Source organism: Methylobacter sp. Wu1 (assembly GCF_036553575.1).
Lineage (GTDB): Bacteria > Pseudomonadota > Gammaproteobacteria > Methylococcales > Methylomonadaceae > Methylobacter.
On record NZ_JAZHOC010000033.1, the window covers coordinates 19,009 to 41,567 of the forward strand.

At 54.0% G+C, this 22,559-nt stretch carries 32 protein-coding genes and 1 pseudogene; 25 read left to right on the top strand and 8 right to left on the bottom strand.

What is annotated here, in order from left to right; genetic code table 11:
- Positions 1-39: 39 nt before the first annotated feature.
- The 7 genes from V2P20_RS03440 to V2P20_RS03470 all read right to left on the bottom strand — a co-directional run bounded on the left by V2P20_RS03440 (position 40) and on the right by V2P20_RS03470 (position 7,611).
- The gene (locus tag V2P20_RS03440; RefSeq protein WP_331816141.1) at positions 40-1,143 is read right to left on the bottom strand and encodes a hypothetical protein; all 1,104 of its coding nucleotides are present in this window, start codon (positions 1,141-1,143) and stop codon (positions 40-42) included.
- Between the two features lie 299 nt (positions 1,144-1,442).
- Positions 1,443-2,459 (bottom strand): extracellular solute-binding protein, encoded by a 1,017-nt coding sequence (locus V2P20_RS03445; RefSeq protein ID WP_331816143.1) that lies wholly within the window; start codon positions 2,457-2,459, stop codon positions 1,443-1,445.
- Positions 2,456-2,956: a hypothetical protein gene (locus tag V2P20_RS03450; protein WP_331816145.1), complete on the bottom strand. Its 501-nt coding sequence runs from the start codon at positions 2,954-2,956 to the stop codon at positions 2,456-2,458. Before V2P20_RS03450 ends, V2P20_RS03445 begins: the two co-directional genes overlap by 4 nt.
- Positions 2,953-4,203, bottom strand: coding sequence for an aconitase/3-isopropylmalate dehydratase large subunit family protein (locus V2P20_RS03455; protein ID WP_331816147.1), 1,251 nt, complete (start codon positions 4,201-4,203; stop codon positions 2,953-2,955). Before V2P20_RS03455 ends, V2P20_RS03450 begins: the two co-directional genes overlap by 4 nt.
- A gap of 15 nt (positions 4,204-4,218) precedes the next feature.
- Positions 4,219-5,436 carry a hypothetical protein gene (locus tag V2P20_RS03460; protein WP_331816149.1) on the bottom strand — a complete coding sequence of 406 codons (1,218 nt, stop codon included), beginning with the start codon at positions 5,434-5,436 and terminating at the stop codon, positions 4,219-4,221.
- Between the two features lie 13 nt (positions 5,437-5,449).
- Positions 5,450-6,028, bottom strand: coding sequence for a hypothetical protein (locus V2P20_RS03465; RefSeq protein WP_331816151.1), 579 nt, complete (start codon positions 6,026-6,028; stop codon positions 5,450-5,452).
- A 104-nt stretch (positions 6,029-6,132) separates the two neighbouring features.
- Entirely contained in the window at positions 6,133-7,611 is a 1,479-nt protein-coding gene (locus tag V2P20_RS03470) for a di-heme oxidoredictase family protein (protein WP_331816153.1), read from the bottom strand.
- A gap of 589 nt (positions 7,612-8,200) precedes the next feature.
- On the opposite strand from V2P20_RS03470, the pseudogene V2P20_RS03475 reads away from it, so the two are divergent.
- Both V2P20_RS03475 and V2P20_RS03480 read left to right on the top strand, forming a co-directional pair.
- Positions 8,201-8,315 (top strand): annotated as a pseudogene (locus V2P20_RS03475) (transposase); the annotation flags it as partial.
- Positions 8,316-8,711: 396 nt separating this feature from the next.
- A complete protein-coding gene (locus V2P20_RS03480) occupies positions 8,712-9,044 on the top strand; it encodes a hypothetical protein (RefSeq protein WP_194970614.1) in 333 nt (110 codons plus the stop codon).
- Positions 9,045-9,740: 696 nt separating this feature from the next.
- Here the strand turns inward: V2P20_RS03480 and V2P20_RS03485 are convergent.
- Positions 9,741-10,469 carry a S24 family peptidase gene (locus tag V2P20_RS03485; RefSeq protein WP_331816156.1) on the bottom strand — a complete coding sequence of 243 codons (729 nt, stop codon included), beginning with the start codon at positions 10,467-10,469 and terminating at the stop codon, positions 9,741-9,743.
- A gap of 137 nt (positions 10,470-10,606) precedes the next feature.
- On the opposite strand from V2P20_RS03485, the gene V2P20_RS03490 reads away from it, so the two are divergent.
- The 23 genes from V2P20_RS03490 to V2P20_RS03600 all read left to right on the top strand — a co-directional run bounded on the left by V2P20_RS03490 (position 10,607) and on the right by V2P20_RS03600 (position 22,543).
- On the top strand, positions 10,607-10,882 hold the full coding sequence (locus V2P20_RS03490) for a helix-turn-helix transcriptional regulator (protein WP_331816158.1): 276 nt from the start codon (positions 10,607-10,609) through the stop codon (positions 10,880-10,882).
- Positions 10,883-10,949: 67 nt separating this feature from the next.
- Positions 10,950-11,408 carry a hypothetical protein gene (locus V2P20_RS03495; RefSeq protein WP_331816160.1) on the top strand — a complete coding sequence of 153 codons (459 nt, stop codon included), beginning with the start codon at positions 10,950-10,952 and terminating at the stop codon, positions 11,406-11,408.
- The gene (locus tag V2P20_RS03500) at positions 11,401-13,437 is read left to right on the top strand and encodes a Mu transposase C-terminal domain-containing protein (protein WP_331816162.1); all 2,037 of its coding nucleotides are present in this window, start codon (positions 11,401-11,403) and stop codon (positions 13,435-13,437) included. Before V2P20_RS03495 ends, V2P20_RS03500 begins: the two co-directional genes overlap by 8 nt.
- Before the next feature lie 25 nt (positions 13,438-13,462).
- The gene (locus V2P20_RS03505) at positions 13,463-14,215 is read left to right on the top strand and encodes an ATP-binding protein (protein WP_331816164.1); all 753 of its coding nucleotides are present in this window, start codon (positions 13,463-13,465) and stop codon (positions 14,213-14,215) included.
- Positions 14,216-14,218: 3 nt separating this feature from the next.
- Positions 14,219-14,458, top strand: coding sequence for a hypothetical protein (locus tag V2P20_RS03510; protein WP_331816166.1), 240 nt, complete (start codon positions 14,219-14,221; stop codon positions 14,456-14,458).
- Positions 14,451-15,026: a hypothetical protein gene (locus V2P20_RS03515; RefSeq protein WP_331816168.1), complete on the top strand. Its 576-nt coding sequence runs from the start codon at positions 14,451-14,453 to the stop codon at positions 15,024-15,026. The genes V2P20_RS03510 and V2P20_RS03515 overlap by 8 nt, the downstream gene beginning before the upstream one ends.
- The gene (locus V2P20_RS03520) at positions 15,019-15,339 is read left to right on the top strand and encodes a helix-turn-helix transcriptional regulator (RefSeq protein ID WP_331816170.1); all 321 of its coding nucleotides are present in this window, start codon (positions 15,019-15,021) and stop codon (positions 15,337-15,339) included. The genes V2P20_RS03515 and V2P20_RS03520 overlap by 8 nt, the downstream gene beginning before the upstream one ends.
- 231 nt (positions 15,340-15,570) lie before the next feature.
- On the top strand, positions 15,571-15,741 hold the full coding sequence (locus V2P20_RS03525) for a hypothetical protein (RefSeq protein WP_331816172.1): 171 nt from the start codon (positions 15,571-15,573) through the stop codon (positions 15,739-15,741).
- The gene (locus V2P20_RS03530; RefSeq protein WP_331816174.1) at positions 15,738-15,992 is read left to right on the top strand and encodes a hypothetical protein; all 255 of its coding nucleotides are present in this window, start codon (positions 15,738-15,740) and stop codon (positions 15,990-15,992) included. The genes V2P20_RS03525 and V2P20_RS03530 overlap by 4 nt, the downstream gene beginning before the upstream one ends.
- 1 nt (position 15,993) lies before the next feature.
- Entirely contained in the window at positions 15,994-16,158 is a 165-nt protein-coding gene (locus V2P20_RS03535; RefSeq protein ID WP_331816176.1) for a hypothetical protein, read from the top strand.
- Positions 16,158-16,475 carry a hypothetical protein gene (locus tag V2P20_RS03540; RefSeq protein ID WP_331816177.1) on the top strand — a complete coding sequence of 106 codons (318 nt, stop codon included), beginning with the start codon at positions 16,158-16,160 and terminating at the stop codon, positions 16,473-16,475. Before V2P20_RS03535 ends, V2P20_RS03540 begins: the two co-directional genes overlap by 1 nt.
- 62 nt (positions 16,476-16,537) lie before the next feature.
- Complete coding sequence (locus tag V2P20_RS03545; protein ID WP_331816179.1) at positions 16,538-17,173, top strand: DUF3164 family protein; 636 nt, start codon at positions 16,538-16,540, stop codon at positions 17,171-17,173.
- Positions 17,174-17,175: 2 nt separating this feature from the next.
- Positions 17,176-17,688 carry a hypothetical protein gene (locus tag V2P20_RS03550; RefSeq protein ID WP_331816181.1) on the top strand — a complete coding sequence of 171 codons (513 nt, stop codon included), beginning with the start codon at positions 17,176-17,178 and terminating at the stop codon, positions 17,686-17,688.
- A gap of 67 nt (positions 17,689-17,755) precedes the next feature.
- Positions 17,756-18,220: a regulatory protein GemA gene (locus tag V2P20_RS03555; protein WP_331816182.1), complete on the top strand. Its 465-nt coding sequence runs from the start codon at positions 17,756-17,758 to the stop codon at positions 18,218-18,220.
- Entirely contained in the window at positions 18,217-18,453 is a 237-nt protein-coding gene (locus V2P20_RS03560) for a hypothetical protein (RefSeq protein WP_331816183.1), read from the top strand. The genes V2P20_RS03555 and V2P20_RS03560 overlap by 4 nt, the downstream gene beginning before the upstream one ends.
- A complete protein-coding gene (locus V2P20_RS03565; RefSeq protein WP_331816184.1) occupies positions 18,450-18,758 on the top strand; it encodes a hypothetical protein in 309 nt (102 codons plus the stop codon). The genes V2P20_RS03560 and V2P20_RS03565 overlap by 4 nt, the downstream gene beginning before the upstream one ends.
- Positions 18,758-19,249 (top strand): hypothetical protein, encoded by a 492-nt coding sequence (locus V2P20_RS03570; protein WP_331816185.1) that lies wholly within the window; start codon positions 18,758-18,760, stop codon positions 19,247-19,249. Before V2P20_RS03565 ends, V2P20_RS03570 begins: the two co-directional genes overlap by 1 nt.
- Entirely contained in the window at positions 19,246-19,374 is a 129-nt protein-coding gene (locus V2P20_RS03575) for a hypothetical protein (protein ID WP_331816187.1), read from the top strand. The genes V2P20_RS03570 and V2P20_RS03575 overlap by 4 nt, the downstream gene beginning before the upstream one ends.
- Positions 19,371-19,937, top strand: a complete 567-nt coding sequence (locus tag V2P20_RS03580; RefSeq protein ID WP_331816189.1) for a hypothetical protein — start codon at positions 19,371-19,373, stop codon at positions 19,935-19,937. Before V2P20_RS03575 ends, V2P20_RS03580 begins: the two co-directional genes overlap by 4 nt.
- A gap of 293 nt (positions 19,938-20,230) precedes the next feature.
- Entirely contained in the window at positions 20,231-20,905 is a 675-nt protein-coding gene (locus tag V2P20_RS03585; protein ID WP_331816191.1) for a KilA-N domain-containing protein, read from the top strand.
- Positions 20,902-21,090, top strand: a complete 189-nt coding sequence (locus V2P20_RS03590; RefSeq protein ID WP_331816193.1) for a hypothetical protein — start codon at positions 20,902-20,904, stop codon at positions 21,088-21,090. The genes V2P20_RS03585 and V2P20_RS03590 overlap by 4 nt, the downstream gene beginning before the upstream one ends.
- A gap of 115 nt (positions 21,091-21,205) precedes the next feature.
- Positions 21,206-22,018, top strand: coding sequence for a hypothetical protein (locus V2P20_RS03595; protein ID WP_331816195.1), 813 nt, complete (start codon positions 21,206-21,208; stop codon positions 22,016-22,018).
- A gap of 123 nt (positions 22,019-22,141) precedes the next feature.
- Positions 22,142-22,543 (top strand): Mor transcription activator family protein, encoded by a 402-nt coding sequence (locus V2P20_RS03600; protein ID WP_331816197.1) that lies wholly within the window; start codon positions 22,142-22,144, stop codon positions 22,541-22,543.
- The last annotated feature ends 16 nt before the right edge of the window (positions 22,544-22,559 follow it).

The following is a 22,559-nucleotide window of genomic DNA, read 5'->3' on the forward strand; positions in this document are numbered from 1 at the left end:
TTCTCTGATGGACTTGATGATTGAAGTTCGGTATGGGCGCTAATCCAGATAAATGCTCAATTTTGAGCCTGCCTGCCCCACGGCGAAATTATTGAAATAATCGCCAAACCGGTCCTGCAGAACGGATTGCAGCCTCAGCGCGCTGTGTTCTGAATCGGCAAACGCGAAAAACCCCGGACCGGCGCTGCTCATGCCGGCGTATAAGGCTCCTGCATTGCGCAGGGTTTTGACCAGTTTATGCAGAATGGCCGGCTCATAGATGCCTTCCAGCACTTTCATGTTGCCGACTTCATTCATGTCCCAGCAAGTCGATAAAAGACCGCGCAGATCATTTCTCAACAGATCGGCCCGCATTCTGTGCAGCACCGTGTGAAGCGCATCGCCGTACTGGCGTTGATACTCGTTGCATTTGCCGGCAACGACTTCGCTTTCGGTTTTTCCGGACATATCCGCATCGGCGCCGAACGCCTTGAGCACATCGCCGGACAATTTCCCGACATCGCCTACCGCGGTCACTATCCAAAGGCCATCGGTGGCCAGGTTACCGATATACCGTCCATCGCCCATGCCCTCCCCTTCGGCGATCCACACCAGGCCGCCATACAACAGGCAGGCCTCGCCGACGCCGGTATCCAGCCCCCGATAAATGGCATGGCCGTCCGCGGCGTTCTCGACGTAATTACGGGTGATGATGTCCCACATGTTTTCAACCGAAAAAGGGCTGCCGAACAAGGCATTCAGCCCCGCAATCACAGCCGTATTCAGGCTGACATTGGAGCCAAGGCCCGCGTGGGAAAACTGAATCTTTTCCTGTATGTCGACAAAAATATCGTCGTCGGCGTAATTGACCAGTTCCTTAAAAAGCTGCACCAGATGCCGTGTGGTGGCAGTCATTTCCTGACTGGCATTGCGCTTTCTGGAAACAAGCAGTTTATTGACCGCGGTTGATGTGGAGACCCCGAGCCCCCCGCCGCCCAGGCCAGGGCCCATTTTGGAAAAATCGAATACGCAAAAATGCACTCTGCCGGGCGCATAAACCAGGGCTTGCGTGTACTGTGGCTGCGCTGTTCTTCGCCATTCCGGACGGATTGTGAAATCCTGTCCCGGAAGAAATAATTTATCGGTGGAAGATTTATCGGTCATGGCATGACATCTCAAGTTTGATTCACTCATCGAGTTCTGTCGAACATCGAACCTTGTGAAACAGTATGAAGAAACAGACCGGCGGAATCTGTGAAAAATTACACACGTAAGGTGTGATCTATTTACCTGGATAGCTCGCCGGTTCTGTTGCACCAGCGCAATGAGCCGTCGCCTGAAATCAGCTGAATGAGATCTGTTGACTCAATATAAAAATTGCTGCGCCTGACGTGCTGAGACGAAACTGAATGTGGCGGCAAAAATGGCCCGTTAACCGGGCCAATGGCCAATCATCGAATTCTTCAGTAGCCTGACGATGGCAATTGTTCGAAGATCGCTTCCCAGCGGGCTTCATGTCGCCACATCACAGGGTCAGGCACGTACAGAAAGCCGCCAGTGTCATCCATGCTGCGCGGGAAGCCCGGCCCATCGAAAATAGCCGAAGCTGCCGCTTTCCTGTTAGCGGGCAAAGCCCCTAATCTGCTGCACCATTCGCTTTGCACGCCGGCTGACAAGGCGACGTCAATGTATTTCCTTGCCCAGTAGGCGCGATCTTCTGGCACATGCTGCGGAATCCACAGCGCGTCGGTGGTATCCGAGGTGCCCTCCTCAGGAATGGTCCAGCCGACATCCAGCCCCGCTTCAATAAAACCCAGCGCATTCGGCAAGGCCCGGAAACACAGATTGATACTTCCCGTCCTGAACAGGGATTCCATGCCGATGCTGTAATCCAGAACGGCTATCCGGGGCCGGAACCCGGCCAAGTAATTCCAGCAGGGCTGCATGTTTTCAGGCAGGCTCTCAATACTGCCGCCGCCCAGCACCTGGGCAATCGGATAGAACCCCTTGCCGTTCGGGTAAACGGCGATCTTGCCGGCATGCCTTTGCTCCATGAGAATATCCCAGCTTTTCAGCGCGCGAACCTCGACGGCCGACTTTAAATAGACCAGCACATAATGCACGCTGTAGGGAAACACCAACCGGTCGGCAAAGCCCGCCGGCCGTGCGCGCTCGTAAAGCTCAGCCAGTGACGGCATGTCATCTTCATCGAACACTTGGCAATAATCCAGTTCTGCCATGGCGACGGCCGGTACCGCATTTGACCAGACCACGTCATAAGGCGGGCGTTCCCGGGTGCGCAACGCAGCATGAAGCCGCTCCGGCAGGCGCAGGCCGATGTTCGTATGATGCCTGACAGGCACGCCGGTCAATTCGGTAAAACGGGCCGATACCACCTTTTCGAGGCTGCTTCCCCATTTTCCGGCCCAGGTCATGACATCGAGGCATTCGGGCTTGTCAAAACGTTTTGCTTGCTTCATGCGTCTTCAGCCGAAGCCGGCAACAGATTTAATAAACCGCCTTCCGACCAGATTTTCCTGACAAACGAACCCGCCGGCACTAAAGGAATGATCTGGCCGGTTTGGCCTGTCAACGTCCAGTCATCGAAAGAGATTGTCCAGGTTTCGCCTTCAGCCAGCTTCTGCTTGTCTTCGGCATTGGCAAATTGCAGGCAAGGCAGGCCGTTGTTGGTGGCATTTCGGAAGAAAATGCGCGCAAAATCGACTGCGACAATCGCGCCTATCTCATTCAGCAACAGGCTTCGAATGGACGTCTCCCGGCTGGAGCCGCAGCCGAAATTCTTGCCGCCCACTAGAATATCGCCCGGCTTCAGGCGGGACTGCAGCGTGGCGTCCAGTTTTGAAAACAGGCCCTGCTTGACCACGACAGGGTCCAGACTGTAACAATTGGGCGGATGAATCACATCGGTGTTGAGGTTATCGCCAAATAACCAGACGCTGCCCTGGATACTGTTCATGAATACAAATCTCCGCTGATACAACCTTTCAGTGCCGCCCGCGCCACCGTCCTAGCGCTGGCGAGATAGGTCCTGCTGTCCCAATGCCCCATACGCCCGCGAAAATTGCGGTTGGACGTGGAAATACAGACATCGGTGGAGCCCAATACGCCCTTGTCTATGCCGCCGCACGGCCCGCAGCTGCTTTGATTGAAAATAGCCCCGGCTTCTGTCAGGGTTTTGACATAACCCTTGTCCAGCGCCTGTTTGAAGATATTGATTGAGGCCGGAATAATGATCAGGCGCACGTCGGGATGAATGGTTTTTCCCTCCAGTTCTTCAGCGGCCTCCTGAATGTCCTCGATTCTGCCGCTGGAACAAGAGCCCAGGAAAGCCGTGCTGATCGGTATGCTGTCAAGCTCGCTGAGCGCGACTACATTGGCCGGCGACCAGGGCTTGGCTATTCTTGGGCTGAGCGCTGACAGGTCAAGCTCCAGGGTGTATTCGTAGTCGGCATCGGCATCCGGCAGCACCAGATTGCCAGGCGTCTGCTTGTCACGCGCATGACAGTAAGCCAGCGTAATCTCGTCGGGAACAAAAACCCCGAACTTGGCGCCGATTTCAACCGCCATATTGGCGATCGCGAAACGGTCATCCTGAGACAATTTGGGCTGGGCATGATCGTGAAATTCAAGGCAGCGATACTGGGCGCCGTCCTCGCCCAGCAGGCGCAGCAGCTCCAGGACGATATCCCGCCCGCTGCAGGTTTCAGTCAGGCTGCCGTGGAAAATGACGCGTATCGTTTTCGGCTTGCGCAGCCAGGTCGTGCCTGTGGCCAGCGCGAACAGAATATCGGTAGAGCCCATGCCGGTGGCGCAGGCACCCAATCCGCCGCCCATAATGGTATGGCTGTCGGCGCCGACAATCAGGCTGCCCGGCTGGCACAGGCTGTTTTCGACCAGCAACTGATGGCAAATGCCTTTATCCACCAATAAGTTGTCCATCTTCTGGTTTCGGGAAAAACGCAGAAAATTGGCGGAAATGTCGGCACGTTCAATGCTGGCCGCCGGTGAGAAATGGTCATTGGTAAAAATGACTTTGCTTTTGTCCCAGATGGATAATCGACGCCGCTCGAACTCATTGATGAGCAAAGCAATGGTTGCGTCATGGCCCAGCAACGCATCTATCCTGGCATGCACGTAGTCTTCCTGGCCGGTGCCGTTCAAGGCATGGCTGCGGATGACCTTGTCGCTTAATGTTTCCCGCACGATAAACTCTCCGAATCAGTCACTGACATGTTGGGCGAGAAAATCGGCAATTCTCACGCCTGACAAAGCCTGGGTACGAAACTGCAGGCAATCACTGTAAGCTTGTTTGTGGCGTTCCTTGCCGCGTTTTTCCATAGCCTTCTTGACGCTGCCGAGTATCTGATGGACAGTTTCTTCCTCTGCGTCGATATTGGCCTGTTTCAACAGATGGCGCACCAGTGCGGCACCGCTGTGCTTGCCCAGCACATATTCGGTTTTCGCGCCAACCCATGAAGAAGGCAGATATTCGTAACTTTTTGCATTTTTGAGCATGCCGTCGACATGTACGCCCGACTCGTGACGGTACACATTAAAGCCGGTGACAGGTTTGGTCGGACTGGTATGAATGCCGCTGATCCGCTCAACCTCCCTGGCCAGAACCGGCAGATAGTCGGGACGGACTGAATGCCCTACGAACAAAAGATGCTCCAGAGCGGCGATGGCCTCCGCCAGGTCGGCATTTCCGGCGCGTTCCCCGATGCCGTTGACTGTACAGGTAATGCTGGATGCGCCTGCGGCGACACTGGCCAGCGTATTGGCGACAGCCAGACCAAAATCGTTGTGGCAATGAGCACACAGCCTGACGTCTTTGGGGACCGCATCGTATAGGTGCGCTATCAACCTCTCCATGGCGTAAGGGAAAGTACAGCCGACCGTGTCGCAGACAACAATTCTCTTTATGGGTACACTGGTCAGCAATGTATTCATAAAAAGCATCAGTGATGAAAAGCTTGCCCGCGTTGCATCCTCGAAAACCAGATTGACGCCCATGGCCCTGCCGGCCGCCTCTTCGGCCGCGGACTGGAGCATGCCGAGTGCCTTGGACCGGTCTACGCCAAGGGTTTGCTGAAGACGAAAATCACTGGTCGGCATGAACAGAAACACTTCATCGGCCTGGGCTCTTTCGGCCGCGATAATATCGCTGTGAACGGCGCGGGCGGTTGCGCCTATGCTTGATCGCAGCCCCATGCTTTTCATTTCCTGCATAGCCTCGGTATCGGCGCAGCTGCTGGCCGGAAAGCCCGCATCCAGAACGTCAACCCCCGCTTCTGACAATAACTTTGCCAACCTTAGCTTTTCTTCCAGCGTGAACCAGACGCCCGGCGCCTGCTCTCCATCGCGCAAGGTGCAATCAATCGTCTCGATTTTGGCAGGGATATTGGTGTAGATGCCCTTAATTTCTTTCTGCTCCACTGTTTATATCCTCTTAATTAATGATGGCTAGACCGCTAATATTTTCCCGATCAGGGAAATCGGCCTTAAATAGTTTGGCCTCCGCTTTATAACCGCGCATCTCAAGCCGTACGCTGAATAACCTGAACGCACCGGCTGCCGCTTTCCGGTCATTGTCTGACAAGCTCTCGAGCAAAGGGACAACGTGTTTCAATGTCTCGGCGCCATCCAGCCAGAGGTCCTGCCCGGCTTGGTTCAATGCCAGCTCAATCAGCCGGGAGGCGATTTTCTCTTGGTTGTTGAGAAGATCCTCGATCGCCAGTGAGCGCCGGATAAGCCTTTCCGCGTCTTTAAACTGTCCTCGCTGGCGCTCCAGATAGCCTAGCCGATACAACAGCTCCGAGACTTCCGCGGGCGCAAACACCTGATCGTCCGCAATCTTCAGCGCCTGATGGCAAGCTTGAGCCGCCATATCTATCAACCCGTTGCTTTCAGCGGTCGAACAGACTTTTATCTGTTTGTCATAGTCAACTCTGGCGTCGTTGTAGTTGCAGCTGCCCAAGGGCAACAGCAGTGATAGTGAGAACAGGGCTTTGCTCTTGATCCATTTCATAAGAATCGGCGTGTCATTATTCGGTTAGCGTTTCAATGCCCGTTGCCGGACCGGAAGATACCGGTCCGGCAACGGGGCTGGCTAATTCAGCCGCTATACTGAATTTACTTTTTTTGCGGCACGACCTGCAGTGTCTTCAAAAATGCCACAAGCGCTTTTTGATCCTCTACCGGTTTTGCGGCGAAGGCATCGCGAGAGGCGCGGGCTTCTCCGCCGTGGTACAGAATGGCTTCTGTAATGGTGCTGATGTCGCCGCGGTGGCCATAAGGCGCAGTATTGCCGACATCCCATAATTTGCGGGTCAAGAAGAATTCGGAACCCGGCTTGCCGTTCTGGTCCGGCCGGCCCTGCGCGAGCTGCTCGTTGCAAAACCAGCGGATAGGATTGGCGCTATTGGCGTCATCACACAGGTTGTGGCGTTTAAGATCGGTATAAGCGCGGACAATGGCCGTATTTTTGGGGCCTTTTTCAAGTCTGGGCTTGTCGCCGGTCTTGGTCATGTCGAAGGAAAAATTCGGACAGCCGTCCTCGGCGGATTTGCAGTTGCCGGCAGGATTGTACGGATTGGGTTCGACAAAATGGCGGGTGTTCAGCACCATCGAAGGCACGTGACAGGAGGTACAGCCGACATCGTTGAATACCTTTTCACCGTGTTTAACAGCCTCGCGCTCTTCGTGTTTTTCCGGCATGAACTGCACCGGCGTGGATAATTGAGCCTGCCAGATGCTAATGGCGGTCTCGTCGCCGATGGTCAGCTCGCGCTCGACGCCGTCTCCATCAAAATCCATCCCTTTAGACGGATTCAAGTCAAAACGCTCCTCGGCCTGCATGCCGTGATGGTGGTTCATGGCATTGTTAGAGAATTCGCGCAATGAAATGACTTTGCCGGCTTGATGAAAAGGCTTGACTATCAGATCGTGATCGATGCCTTCCGATTCAACCACTTGCCCGTTAGCAATTTTGATCTTGAACTTGACGCCTTTCGTGGTCAGCGTATGAATGCCGTCACCCAGGGCGGCTCTTTGCGCCTGAAGATCCGCTGTCATTTCGCGCGCCAGCATTTCAATCGGCCCTGAGCCGTGCATGCCCAGGGTGTTGCGGCTATTGCTTCTTGTCGGGCTTACAGAGAGCGTGACAGGGTCCAGCGTCTGGGCCAAAACAAATACGTTGGCGACAAAATCGCCCGCGCCGCCGCTTTCGGGCTGAGCATGGCAGCCGGAACAGGCATCGGAATCCGGGGCCGAAGTGCGCAGTTTTTCAACCTGTGCCGCGGTGATGGGTTCGCCCTCTTCCGAAAAGCTGGGAATGTCGCGTTTGTCGCCGCCGCCAGTCGTTTCAGGGCGGCCTGAACCGTCGCAACGGTTGAATCTGGCGTCAAACAGCGATTTACCGTGGTTGCTGATTTGCTGGAAGCTGAGAGCGCCACTATTGATGTCTGCCTGTTCTATTGAGAAAGGAACGGTCGGGGAATCCGCTTCAAGTCCGGGCGGACAGATTTTAGGAGCGGCTGCGGCCGCACTGCCAAAATGAGAGGATAAAAGCCCGAATAAAATGTAAGGTATTAATTTATATTGCTGCTCCACAAGATTTTCTCCAATTATGAGATGATTTGTTCTACTTGTTATATTCACTCCGGCGCTGCTTGGGGCTTCCTTTTTTAACGCAGCTGAGCGGCACCTGCTAATGCTAATGATGCAGAAAAATCATCGGGCATTAGCTAACTGGTAGCAAGCTAGAGCATCAGCTTGAATAATGTGCCATTGGATAACGGCATGACACGCTGACATCCAGATAATCCGTAAACGCCATCTCAATCGCAACTTCTAATGTTCCTTCACTTTTCTCCTTAAGGGGTGATGAGATCGGCTAATCTTCAACCCCAGATGAGACCGTTGCATCATCCGTATTAAATACACCCTCTGTACCAAATACTTCTGGATAGAACCTGCTGAGCCTTAACTCACGCCCCACATTAAAATTGAAATGCCAAGTTCCGCCCTGTTGAACATCGAAGTACTTGAGATAGTTTGAAGAAATGGATCGTTGAAATCTGTTAAAAATTACACAGGCAATATGTGATTTATTTACATGAACAGAAATGGCCTAAGAAAATGGACAGCGGCTTAAGTGATAAAGCGGCTCTATGGTGATATCAACGCATGAGGGAAAAACGTGAACAAGAAAAGAAGCAATCACTCACCGCAATTCAAAGCCAAGGTAGCCCTGGCAGCGCTGAGGCGATAAGACCTTAGCCGAATTGTCGGCCGAGTTTGATATCCACCCGAATTAGATCACCTCAACGCTGGCCGGCTCAGCATCAGCGATCAGACACCAACACATGACGGCTTGGGAAAAATTAGAGGCTGTTTGCGAATAGCCGTAATCAGAAAATACTTAATCAAAGCCGGGGCACACCGGCTTTTTTGTATCTCATTAATTAACCAATAAGAAATGAGCGGTAACATCATGACCGAGGGATTACACCCCACCCTCACTTACAGTGGAGTCTCTATTCAGCCCCTTTAATTTAGGGGCTTTTTTTGCCTTTTGTTCTTCCATTGCGAGCGCTTGAGTCAGTATAACCAAATAGTGAGCATCAAAGCTCAGCCAAGCCCACCATTTACTGGCAGTTTTATTTTTGTCAACTATGCTTATCTTGTGTTTCTTGCACAGTACAAACAATATGAAATTAGAGACAGAACCAGATAAAAAACTGTATAGATTTATTGAGTCGCGTGCTAAAGATAAGAGAAAGCATGACCGCCGAAAAGAACCCGCTTTTAGGCCCTATGACGTAACTCAGGAGCATATTGAGAAGATTAAACAGGCAAGTGGAGCAATATTGGCAATATCAGACATGCTTAGACGGTTTCAAGTGGATGAGGAATGCGAAAGTCTTATACCGGAAGCCATCAAGAGCAACTTTAACAAAGTGACTATGCTAGACGCTGTCAATCTGCTAGCCGATACAATCGGGGAATCAGCGGAATATTTAGAGAAACTCCACCTAAAGTAACCGAAGCATTACATCAAAGAACAATCATCGATCAAGGCTGGCTATATGCTGGCCTTTTTTATGTCTTTTAATTTTTGTTAATTAGTCGATAAGAAATGAGCGGTAATATCATGAACGAAGGTTTACGCTCTCACCCTCAATACAAAGTCCTTATTCAGCCCCTTTCAATAGGGGCTTTTTTGTGCCTGATGAATCGGCAACTGTTGCGGCTGTTTTTGTGAATTAGTGAAGTATATGGCACAAACGGAACTAGGCGAAATGAGCCCGAACATAGCGGAATGACTGGGCTCAGACGATTTTGCTGATTTTTTGTGTTTTGCAAAATTTCCGCAAAATCTTAAAGAATTTCGCGTTTTGCATGGCACAAGGACAATTTGACGATTTTTAGATAAAACAGCCAGGAAGGTTTTGCTGTTTTTGCCTTTTTCAGCGTTAACATTTTGTTTATTTGACGTTTTTATAATCGACCAATCGAACTCATTTCCTAATGGCGATTAATAATAGCCCAATTATAACCGCAAATCCGTCCCAGTTAAGTTTAAAGTTAACCAATCAAACTTTAAACTCGTGCACTAAATGTTCATTATCAGTTTAAAGTTTTGTAAATAACTGTTTTATTTGTAGTTTTTTATTATAGTGCAAAAGAATTAGGATGGCTAACTTTAAACTAACTTTAAACTGGATTTTTTTAATATTTTATAATTTTCGTCCGATCCAGACTGCCCTGCCGACCAGATAAAGGTCCGGACTGTCCAGTCCGTCTTCCACAATAAACGATTGATACGCTTTATTGTCAGAGCTGATGCTGATTTTTTTTCCTGGCAGGATTTGCAGGCGCTTGAGCAAGAAGCGCCCGTCCATGATCAGCGCATAAATGCCTTCAGTAACCAGTTCTTTGGATGATAAATCAACCATGACGACATCATTGTCGTGCAGCGCCGTCTCCATCGACTCACCGGCGACATAGACTAGGCAAAGCTGATCGGAGGCGCCCCCCAGCTCGTGCTGTATCCATTCGCGTCTGAATGCTAAATAGCATTTGATATTTTCGCTGTCATTCCAGGCACCATGGCCGGCCGAGGCTCGTACATCATATAAAGGTATGTATAAATAATCGTCGGACTCAATAGCGCCAGTTATAGGCTCTTTATCGCCGCGGTACTTTGGGCCATTGCCCGTCAAGAGCCATTCATAATTAAGATTAAACGCGTCAGCAATAACAATTAACTTTTTTCTTGATGGATCAGAATCGCCCTTTCGCCAATTTCTTACGATGCCTTCAGAAAAACCGCAAATTCTTGCGAACTCAGAATTTCCTCCAAATTCGTTAACTATCTCATCAATTCTTTCCGCAAATGTGTCGGAGTTAGAATCGCTAACTCCGACATCGTCGCTATTATGCTCTTCGAGTGTCGTAGTTATCATAAGCTTTTGAAAAAAGTAAACATTTATCAACAATCCCAGTAATTATTTACGATCAAACTCCGACAAACTACGACACAACAAAACATTGTCGTAATTTTTTGTTGATGCTCGTAATTATTTGAAGTATTGTTTACCACATGAGCCAGTTAAACAATACAAAAAAAGCCAGTCACTCGGACTGGCATCCCGCCGACATCGTGGCCGCCCTTCGGAAAAAAGGCTGGTCGCTACGTCGGCTTTCTATCCACCACCAGCTAAGCCCGTACACGCTGGGCAATGCGATCGCCTCGCCTTATCCCAAAGGCGAGCGCATTATCGCCGCCGAGATCGGTGTCGCGCCCCAGGAGATCTGGCCCTCGCGCTATGACGATCAAGGCATGCCCAATCGAGGCCGACGGCCACGTAGTGTTTAACCCTGTATATAAGGTGATGGGAATTATAGCCCACAGTAAACGCAAAAACCGCAAGGAGAGGATTTAAATGTTTAAAAGTCAAGATGGATTTACAGTTGAACTGTTCAAAATTCCAGCGCCCCAGACATTGGCGCCCGGCGATAACCGCTATGCGCGCGAATCAGCGCTTTTGATCGGCGAGATATTGACCGAGTCAGGGTTTCCAAATCGTAACGCAATCAGTGCGGAATTATCACGCAAAGCCGGCAAGGAAATCAGCAAGCATATGCTGGACGGCTACGCCAGCCCGGCCCGCATCGATCATGCCTTGCCTTTATGGTTGGCGCCGGTATTGGAAGAAGTTTGCAACTCATCCAAATTGACGGACTGGATGGCCGAAAAGCGCGGCGGCATGGTCGCCTACGGCAAGGACGCCGTCGCCCAGGAGCTAGGCCGACTGGTGCTATTAAGAGAGCAGACCCTCAAAGACATTAATGCGCGCATTAGACGCCTTGAGGCCATGATGCAGGATGACGGCCATGAGTAAACAACACTATTACAGTGCCAAGGAATTGGCCGGATTGCCTGGTATGCCTGGAACCATACAAGGCGTAATAAAAATGGCTGTTCGCGAAAACTGGCCAAGCCGCGCCAGGTCAGGCAAAGGCGGCGGCTACGAATATCCCGAATCAGCCACGCCCAAAGGAACACAAAAACATTTAGCGAATCAGCGCGTTAGCGAAGCCTTGCCGGCCGACCAGCTGCCGGCCGTTATCGAGGTCGACGAGTGGTCGCTCACCGACACCCAGCGCCTGGAGCGCGATGCCCGCCAAGCGATCGTCGCCGAGATCGCGCGCCTGCAAGCAGAAACCCGCTGCACGCAGGAAACCGCGATCAACACCTTACTGACCCTGGCCAAACGCGGCCAGCTCAACCCGATCGTGGCCCGCCAGCTGGAACTGGCCCGCGACAAGCGCGGCGCCAAAAACGCCGTGCCCAGCGTGCGCACGATCAAACGCTGGCTCAATGCCGACAGCCTGGTCCCTAAATTCAACCAGAAAAAAATGACCCTGCCCGTCTGGGCGGCAGACTTTTTGAAGTGCTACCAGCGCCCGCAAAAACCCAGCGTCGCGATGGCTTATGCCGAGTTCGCCAGCCAACACCGGGGCAACTGCCCGAGCATTCACCAGGTTAGGCGCTTTCTGGACAAGTTGCCCAAGATCCATGCCGAAAAAGGCCGCATGGGGCCGCGCGAACTGAAAAGCATCAAGCCCTTTGTGCGCCGGGCTTTTGAGGATTTGTGGCCGAATGATGTCTGGTCCGCCGATGGCCATAGTTTTGACGCCGAAGTCCAGCATCCTTTTCATGGTCGCCCGTTCCGGCCGGAAGTCACGGCCATTATCGACGTGGGCGACCGCTCCGTCGTCGGCTTTTCCGTATCGCTGTCCGAAGCCTCGCTGACCACGGTCGACGCCCTGCGCCATGCGTTCACGCGCTCAGGCATTCCGGCCATCTTCTATGTCGATAACGGCTCAGGCTATGCCAACGAAATGTTGAAAGACGAGGCCGTCGGCATCCTGGGCCGGTTCGGCACCGAGGTCCAGCATTCATTGCCCTACAACAGCCAGGCGCGCGGCGTGATCGAGCGGTTGCATAAATCCTTATGGATACCGCTGGCCAAGACGCTGGACAGCTATATCGGCTGGGACATGGACCGCGAAGCCAAGCAGCTTTTCCACAACGAAAGCCGCCGCGGCGACAAGAACGGCCTGATCCGCCTGCCGATCAGCTGGGCCAACTTTATCGCCGCCTGCGAGGATGCGATGGAGCACTATAACAACCGGCCGCACAGCAGTTTGCCCACGATCCAGGACCCCGAAACCGGCAAGCGTCGGCACATGCGCCCCTATGAGTACCGGGCGCGTAAGATGAACACGATCGATGGCTATCAGCATCACACAATCGCGCCCGAAGAGGCCGATATCCTGTTCAGGCCGCGCGTGGTACGCAAAATCCTGCGCGCCGAGATCAATCTGTTCAGCAACCGCTACTTTAACAGCGAATTGGCGACCCGCCACGGCGAAGAGCTGCAAATCGGCTATGACATCCACGACGCCAAGTGGGTCTGGGTTTATGACGAGGACGGCCGGTTCCTGTGCAAGGCTGAGTTTAACGGCAATTCCAGGGATTATTTCCCCAAGCCCGTCATCGAGCAGGCGCGAGATCGACGCGCCGACGGCCGACGGAAACGCGCGGAGAAAACACTGGAAGAGATCGAGGCGGAACGTAACGGCGGCAAGGCTTTGGAAGCCCTGCCCATTGAAGAAATCCCCGGCATGCGCGCAGCCGCGCTGCGTGTCGAGAATCGGCCCGTGGAAATGGCAGCCACCATTCCCACGAGCGACCAACCCAGGGAGCGCTTTAACTTCTGGCGCGAACTGGATCAACGGGTAAAAGCCGGTGAGGACATCCCCGACGGCTTGCGCCCTTTTTACATCGCGTACCCGAAATCTGCCGACGGCAGAAGCTGGCTGCGCACTTATGCCGCTGACGAGCAATCCAGCGGCGCACTGTAACACTAACAACAAAAATGAGTGAATTATGATGATACAACATGATAACCCCGTCACGCAAGCGGCCGGCATCGCGCAAATCGGCAACCTGGCGCAATGCCAGACGGCCCTGGAGCGCGCCCTGTCACGCTCGACCAATCTGCCGGGCCTGGTCTGCTTTTACGGGCCGTCAGGCTGGGGCAAAAGCCTGTCGAGCAACTTCCTGTGCAACGCCCAGCGCGGCTATTACGTCCAGGTCAAGTCGATCTGGAGCAAAAAAGTGCTGCTCCAGAAAATCCTATTGGAAATGGGCATCAAGGCCGGCCAGACGACCGGCGAAATGCTCGACCAGATCTGCGACCAGCTGAGCGCCTCCGGCCGGCCTTTGGTCGTCGATGAGATGGACCACCTGGTCGACAAGAAGGCCGTGGAACTGGTCCGCGATATTTACGAGGGCAGCCAAGCGCCGATCCTGATCATCGGCGAGGAAAGCCTGCCGCAGAAGCTGAAAAAGTGGGAACGCTTCCACGGCCGCATCCTGTCTTTTGTGCCCGCCCTGCCCGTCTCCCTGGACGATGCGCGCCTGCTGGCGCAAGTCTACGCGCCCGGCATCGCCTGCGGCGACGACCTGCTGGCGCATCTGGTCGACATCAGCCACGGCAGCGTCCGTCGTGTCTGCGTCAATCTGGACCAGGCCCGAGAGGAAGCGGACATGCTGGGCGCCGATTATATCGACCTGGCGATCTGCCAAAAGAACAAAGTCAATTTTTACACCGGCGAAGCGCCAAAACGTAGGGTTTAAGTAATGCAAGTAGAAACATACGCAGACGATCGCGCCGGGGGGCGCGTGTTTTCAGGGGATGCCAGCATGAGGCTGGCCGTAAGGGAAAACAGCAAGGAGCCTGCTATTTCGCTGCATTTGATATGCGCTAACCACAATACGGTCGGCATGCTGACGCTGACCAAAGAGGAGCTGCAAGAACTGATCGCCGCCGGCGCCGCCGCCATTGACTATATCAATGCGAAGGAGGCCACCCATGCGTAGATCGCCAGGTAAAAAACCCGTCCATTTGCAAATGATCGGCGGCAAAGAACCGCGCCAGTTAATCTGGGAGCAAGTCCGCATTTTGCGCGAGTTCACCCTAAAACAACTCAGTGGCGCAGTATCAGGCGCCATTCCCTACGACACGACCCGGACTTATTTAAAAGCCTTGCACGCCGGCGGTATCTTAAGCCGCGACGAGAAAACCAAGGTTTATAAATTGGAAAAGGACAACGGCGTCGAAGCGCCGCGCGTCGATCGCAAGGGAGCCGAAGTAAAACAAGGCCGGCCACAGGAAAATATGTGGCGAACTTTGCGCCAGTTGGGGCGCCCGGTCACGGTCCAGGAGCTGGTCGCCTTCGCGAGCACGCCCGAGCACCCGATCACCGAATCCTATGCGCTGGATTATCTTAAAAATCTATTTTATGCGGGTTATGCAACCCGTGAGGACGGCCGCTATATGTTAAAGGCAAGCAAAAACACCGGCCCCAGGCCGCCGCAGATTCAACGCTGCAAGCAAATATTCGACCCGAATCTAGGCGAGGTCGTCTGGAGTAAAGTCAATGCCTAATCAAGCATCATTAGAACGGCTAAAGGCCGAGGTGGCCCGAACCAACATCACGCAAGTGGCGGCCAAGATCGGCGTGCCGCGCTGCACGCTCAGCCTCGTGGTCAGGGATAAATATCCGGCCAACCCGAAAAACATCCTGGAGAAATTCGAGGACGCTTTCGGCCGGATTCTCTGCCCACACCTTAACATCGAGTTAAAGCGCGCCGAGTGCCTGGACTATTCCAGCAAGCCGCGCCCATCGAATCCGATCGGTCTGGCCCATTGGCGGGCCTGCCGGAACTGCGAACACGGTAAAACAGGGGGTATGAAATGAGAAAGATCTGCACAGTTAAAAGAGGCGTTAAACACCGCAAATTGCTCCGTGAACATTGTCGCTGGCGATTGACAGCAAGACGTGGAATCAACTTTCGCGCTAGATTTCGATTAGGGTTGTCTCGTCCAAAGATGTGGCCACTGTGTGAATACGAAAGATTCCATAGCGACAATGCTGAAAATAAAGGTTACCGCGCCTTTGCGTGGCGACTGGTTGAGGAGGGTTTATAAGATGAGCATCCAGATTAACAAAGACAATCCCGGCCTGGTTGCCGTTCACTCCCTGGAGCGGCTGGATTTGCGCGACGGCACGCTCATGTACTTTATCGCGCTCAACGTCAAGCAGGACACGCTGATCAGCGTGTCATTCGGTCCGGACACGGACGACGAGGAGGACGCATGAAGGCACTCTTCAACCAACTGGCGGCGCGCATCGAGCGCGCCATCCCGGCCATGCAGGCCGTCACGAAAACCGTCGGCGTCAGCTTGGCCGCCCAGCCCGACTGCACCCGACTAGCCGAGCTGGCCGAGCATATCGTCCGGCTGACCGATCTGGGTTTTCAGGTCATCGACATGGACATCCGGGGCGAGGCGCCGGTGTTCTCCGTGCGCCCGATCCCGCGCCCGCATCCCGTTAACGATCAGGAGGTTTAACATGATCAGACCGCATAACGAACTGCTGAAACACGCCCGCCGCCGCGCCCGCCTGGACCTGTTCCTGGACCGCTGCACGGGCCTTTTTGAAAACCTGCAAGCCAAGCGCCGCTTGAAAGCCCGCCGCCGCACGGCTCGCGACCTGTACAGCAAGGGGGTTTTGTGATGCCCGCTGAACAGAACCCAGGCCTGGTCGCCCAAGTGGCCGAAAAACTGCTCGCCATGGGCTTCGTGATCGTGACCGCGCGCTTTGGCGATGCGCCCTGCATCACGGTCAAGGCCACAGTGGCGACCCGGCAGCTGCCCTCGCGCTACAAAGGCCAGGGACAGGACGGACGCGGACACTATTTCACCTATGCCGCCAACGTGGACGGCGTCGAGGTCGTCTGGCACCGGGCCATGGTGGCGCCGGCCTTGAACCCGCGCCGCCGCTGGCAAGCTCGGCGGCCGTGGCGCACACTGGCCTTTAAAGCGCTGCACTGAAACAACCCCGCCCGTGCCGTTTCCCGGCATGGGCACCTTAACGCATGAATTTAGGTAACACCATGAGCACAAATCCTCTGAATACGTCCTTCCCTATCCCCGACGGCTACCGCGCCGACTCGTACGGCCGCCTGGTGCCTGTCGCCACCATCGAGCCGCTGGATCTGCTGCGCGATGACACCGTCGCCACCATTATCAGCAAGGCCCGCCGCGTCCAGGAGCAGATGCGCACCTTCAAGAACCAGGCCATGGACGATATCGCGGCCTTTCTGGCCATCGCGGCCGAACAGTACAAGACCACATTCGGCGGCCGTAAAGGCAATCTGTCCCTGGTCAGCTATGACGGCAAATACAAGGTGATCGTGGCGGTCAGCGACTCGCTGAACTTCGATGAGCGTCTGCACATCGCCAAGCAGCTGATCGACGAGTGCATTCACGAATGGACCGCCGACAGCAACGCCAACATCAAAGCCCTGGTCGAGCACGCCTTCCAGACCGACAAGCAGGGCAACATTAACACGGCCAGAATCTTCGGCCTCATGCGCCTGAAAATCGATGATCCGAAATGGCAGCAGGCCATGCAGGCGCTGAAGGATTCGATCCAGATCACCTCGACCTCCCAGTATCTGCGTCTGTATGAGCGGGTCGGCGAGTCCGACAAGTATCAGCAGATTGCTATGGATATTGCGGGGTTATAGTCATGGAAACCACATCACCTGTACTGATCGACCGCAAGCAGATCGCCAAACTGGCCGGCCTGCCGTCCAGCTATAAAGTCAACCTGGCCGCCGCCTTGCCGGCGCTGGGCATGCCGCAACCCAAGGCCAAGCGAAACAACGCCTATCTGTACGACGAGGCCGAGATATTGCCCCGGCTGGAGAAGACGCCGCTGAAGGATATGCCGATCACGTCCGAACACTTTATCGCCGAAATGGGCGGCCTGAAGGCGCCGCTCCATGTCGACAGCCCAAGGCTGGACAACCGGCTAGCCTGCGCCTTCATGCGCGGCCATTATGCAACGAAATGGGGACGCAGGACGCATGACCGCCGGCTGCTGAAAGCCCGTAAAAGCCAGCCGAGCCGCCAGATCGTGCATCTTAAGGAAATGGATAATGCCCGCGAGGCGCTACGGCCCGGACTGACCCCGGCGAGTGCGCCGGACGGCGTGACGTTCGCCTCGTTGGCCGGCAATGCGCGGCAGAGCTATTACTAAACCCTACCGGTACGGGCGGCCCGAACGGCCGCCCTTTTCAGCAAAAACAACAACAAGAGCAGCAATCATGGCTAGTAACCGAAACCGAAGCTATAAAAACCCCAAACACGTCACCCGACGTCACGCCGCGATCGGCAAGATCCATATCGGCAAGCAGCAGCTGGGCATGGATGACGACACCTACCGCGCCATGCTGTTGGCGATCGGCGGCGTCAAGTCGGCCAAAGACCTGACACCGGAAGGCATCAGCAAGGTGGTACAGCACCTGGAACGCGCCGGCGCCACCTTTACCACGCCCAAGCGGGCCGGCCGCCGGCCGCATTCGATCGGCAGCGCGTCCGAACGGGCCGCGCAGTTGCGCAAGATCGAGGCGCTGCTGGCCGATGCCGGGCGCCCGTATGAGTATGTGGCCAGCATGGCCAAGCACATGTACAAAAAGGACGCGCTGGAATTCTGCGACGGCCGCGAGCTGGCCGGCATCATCGCGGGCTTGATGAAGAATGCTAAGCGTGAAGGACGGGAAGTCAGATGAACAACGACGAATTGAAACGCGAGGCGATTTATATAGCTGCCGCCCTAGCAAGGGGCGATGGCCTTTCGGTGTTGTATCGACTCTGCGAAACGCAGAAAACAATAAGCACTAAAAAGGTGCTCGAACATATTGAGCGGACACACGAATTTATGAAGGACTGCGCCGCCATCATGGTAAAACTCGAACGCGAATTGCCGAATAACGCCCAGCGCGAAGGGCGGGATGCGAAATGAAAATAGACCTTATAGAACTGGCCTCCAATGTGATAAGTCTGACTGATGCCAGAGCCCGCTATCGCCCTGGTGCTTGCAAGCATAGACCGATCATCGTCAGCGAAGAACTCAACACGGTAGAGTGTGGCGATTGTGGCGAGAAGCTGAATCCGGTAGCCATGCTGCTTCGATTGGCGCACGAAGAATCCATGTGGAAGCGCAGTCTTGAACAGATGCGCGAGCTTCGCGAGGAACTGAAAACCCGGCAACGCTGCAAATGCGATCATTGCGGAAACATGACGAATATCAGGCCGAGGAGGAAATAATGGCAACACCAGCAAAACCAACAAAAGAGCAATGGGACGAGGTCAAGCGCAAGCTATCCACGCCATACTGCTCTGTTTATTTCCTAATCGATGGCTATGCCGTCGCGGCACAGGTCCAGAGAGACAAGATGCGCCTGGTGATTGCGGTTTATGTCAACGGCTATATGAAAGGCCAGGATATCTGGCATGGCCGGGAAAGCGAAATCGACAAGCTGCCCGATATTCCCCGCCGCTTTTATGCAATCAAAAGCAAGGGTAGAAGCGCCAAGCAAATCAAGCAATACGAAAGGGCGTTCGGCAAGCGCGAAACCAAGAAGATGGGCATTTATGACCGCTTTTTTTTCACCTTGCCCTATTTTTCAACGCCTGGCGCTTTTATCACCCACATCAAAAAGCACAACGAAGATATCCAGATCGTCGACTATGACACCTACAAGGCCGCACTGGATCAGCACTTGGCCGCGATCGAGCCGGAGGTCGAAAGCGCATGAACGACCTCTATCTATCAGGGCTAACGCTCGCCAGCCTGGGCATGGCGGTATGGCTAAATGAGAGCCATTGGTATTGGATCGCGGCCTATTATGCCGTGCTGACTTTCGTGGGGCTGTTCGTATGAGCAAAAAACGCTTCGTTCAGGCCGTGATCATCCGCAGCCTGCCGGAACTGCCCAAGCTGCCGGCGGCGATCAAGTATGCCGAAGACCTGTGGGACGCCCTGACCCGGCACGGCTACGGCCAACCAATCGAGAGCAAGCCGCAGACCGGCAAGGACTGGCACCGGGAATTGAGCGACCGGCAGCGCAAGTGGTTCACGGCGTTCTGGCTCGCCTTCGGGCACAAGCAAGGGCGCAACGAGGCCGCGATGCGCTGGCACCAGCTGGGCGAACTGACCGACGCGCAATACCAGCAGATCGTCGATGCCGCCAAAAAGGAGGCCGGCAAGCAGTTGGCGCCCGGCCAGGTGCGCAAGATGGCCCAGGGCTGGCTGTTCGAAAAGCGCTTTCTGGATTATGCGCCGGATGAGCGTGTTAAACGCAACGAGCAGAATGCCGTTTTAACACGCTTGACGGGCGAACTGAACGGCGTCAGGCAACTCTACGAAGCCGGTGGCGACGAAGCCTTGCTGGAGCAGATCAACAAACTGGAGGACCAGATCAGGCAGGCGCGGCAAACCGCGTGACCTGCATTGTCAATCGCCGCCCGGCGAATTGACAAAACCCGTTCCGGGCGCTAATCTGATCGGGCACTGGCAAAAGCCGGTGTACGGGATTGGCCTCCCGGAATTTATCGGTACATGACCGCATCATGCGGCATTTTTATGTATAGCGTTCAGCTCTTCATTATGTCGGGCTGGACGGGCCGCCCCTAAAAAGGCGGGCCGGTCCGATAAGCCGGTAGGCCAACCCGTTCAGTCCGGCACCCATGATTGGTCTCATGTTGCCGGGTTTATAATCTTACTTATCGGAACCCACCATGAACGCACTAGCGCTAACTATTTCCAATACCCCTATCCGTCAGGACGATCAAGGTCGTTATTGCCTGAATGATCTTCACAAAGTCGCCGGAAGCCTCAAAAAGCACCGCCCAAACTACTGGCTGGAAACGCAGCAAGCACAAGAATTAATCGCGGAATTATCCAGTGCCGGAATTCCGGCTCTGGAACAAAATCAACCGGTTAGAGTGATAAACGGGGGCAATAAACAAGGCACCTATGTCGCTAAAGAACTGGTTTACGCCTACGCCATGTGGATCAGTCCATCATTCAGTCTGCAAGTCATCCGCGCTTATGACGAGATGGCGACAGGCCAGCTCAAGCCGTCATCCATCGATGTCAGCAAACCGATTTCATTAACGCAGTACAGCGATTACCGCGAAACCCTTAAGCAAGCCAAGGCGGATTTAAACAACGCCACGGTCTTTCTGACCGGCGCCGAATGCGCCTCCTTGGGCCTGCATAACATTGTGGCATCCGCCAAGCGCCGGCAAGAAGAGCAATTCAAGGTCACCGATACTATTATCCAGATGGAGTTGGACGGCTGCCCGCGCCATGAAATTGTCAAAGCGACCGGAAAAACCTTTAACCATGTGCGCCAGGTTATTTGGCAAGCACGTCGGGACGGCCTATTGCCTAAAGGCGGTGCAGAATGAATCCGCTAATCGACGCCCTGGACCGCCTGGACACGATCGTCATCTGCCTGGAAGCCATTGACGATCTGCTGTTGCCCGAGAAAGACCTGCACAACGTCAACCGCGATAAGTTCTCGGTGCTGATGGCGTTTCTCGTTTCTGAGCAACGGGACGCGCTGGCCGCGCTAACGGCCGGCCTTAAATAGCTATACCTAAGCCCGCTAAAAAGCCCCGCCAAGCCGGGGCTTTTTTTTGTCTGGCGTTTACGAAAATCCCGTCTTACGGCTAAGATTACCTGTTTTAAACTTGGGAGAAAGACGAGTGAAAACAATTAAAACAATACTCTGGACGCTGGCGGCTGTATTTTTAATGCTTTTAGCGATTGGGATATACATAGGGCCTCCAGAAAAAAATAGCGCGAAAACGGCAAATAAGCAGGACGTTGTTAACGTAGCGCCAAATCCAGAAGAATCACCTGTTGCAGCCAATCCAAAAACTCCAAGAGAGCGTTGCGCTGAAGCAATGGCCAAACTATCCGAGCAAGACTTTAATATCGAATGTGGCCCATTGCGCAAAGAAGAGATTTATGAGGCCAAAAAGTTGGCGCACCAGATTAATCCGGCGGCAGAAATCAATATCACAGAAGAAGACTCAGCACCCAATACTGAGGGAAAAGCGGACATTACAAATCCATCACTTGGTCTAACTTTCGCCGAAGTCAGCAAGGGGTTTGATGAATTCGGCATGACATTTGAATTAGCGCCACTTGCCGGCGGGGAACGCCGTATGATGGCTTCGTCTGATAGTACGAAAGCCATGTCAACGCTAGAAGTGATGGGGGAGCCTGACAATGTCAATCGTGTCTCACTGATGACTGGATCGGTAAAGAATCCTGCAGTCAACCTAGGCAATATCGCTTGTATGGTTATTCTACTCAATAACACTGTGCCGGAATGGGACGGCCGGGGGAAATGGCTTGAGGCAGCAATTCAAAAAGTATCGAAAGCCAAAACCAGTGAAAAGGCCAAGCAAGAAATCATACAAGGCGACAAAAAATTAGAATTGTCCTTGATTAAGGAATCGGGCGTATACTTCCTGACCGTCCAGCACAAGGATCATAAAGAATCTGATTGAAAAGCCCTCGTTCCGCCCTAAGTATTGAACACGTTAAGCCCCGCTCAAACGGGGCTTTTTTGTGCCCATTTATAAACATATAGTTTATAATGCGTGCCTTCATAAACTTCCAATCCAGCCGCCATGTTGAATTCACGCCTGTTTGATTTGCCGACGGATCTGATTCCGCCACGGTTACAAGAGATCGCCAGCTACTGCGGCCAGCAGACCGCGATTGTTTTATTGTTGAACTACCCGGGCGTGCGTATCCACGTGCCCAAGAAGCCGCATGCAACCCATCGTTTGGCTGAATTGCTGGGCCCCGAGGCCTTCGGCCTGTTGTGCGAAATCTATGCCGATGAATTGATCGATATCCCGCGTGCGGCGGCCGCGGCCCGCGCCCTGCGCAACCAGAACATTTTGCGCGACTTCGCCGACGGCAAGTCGCAGGCCAATATTGCCATCAAATACGGCCTGACCCAGCGCCAGGTCAACCAGATCTGCAATGCCGTGCCGATGCGCCAGCTGGATATCTTTGACGCCTAAGCCCGTTTAGGAAGCC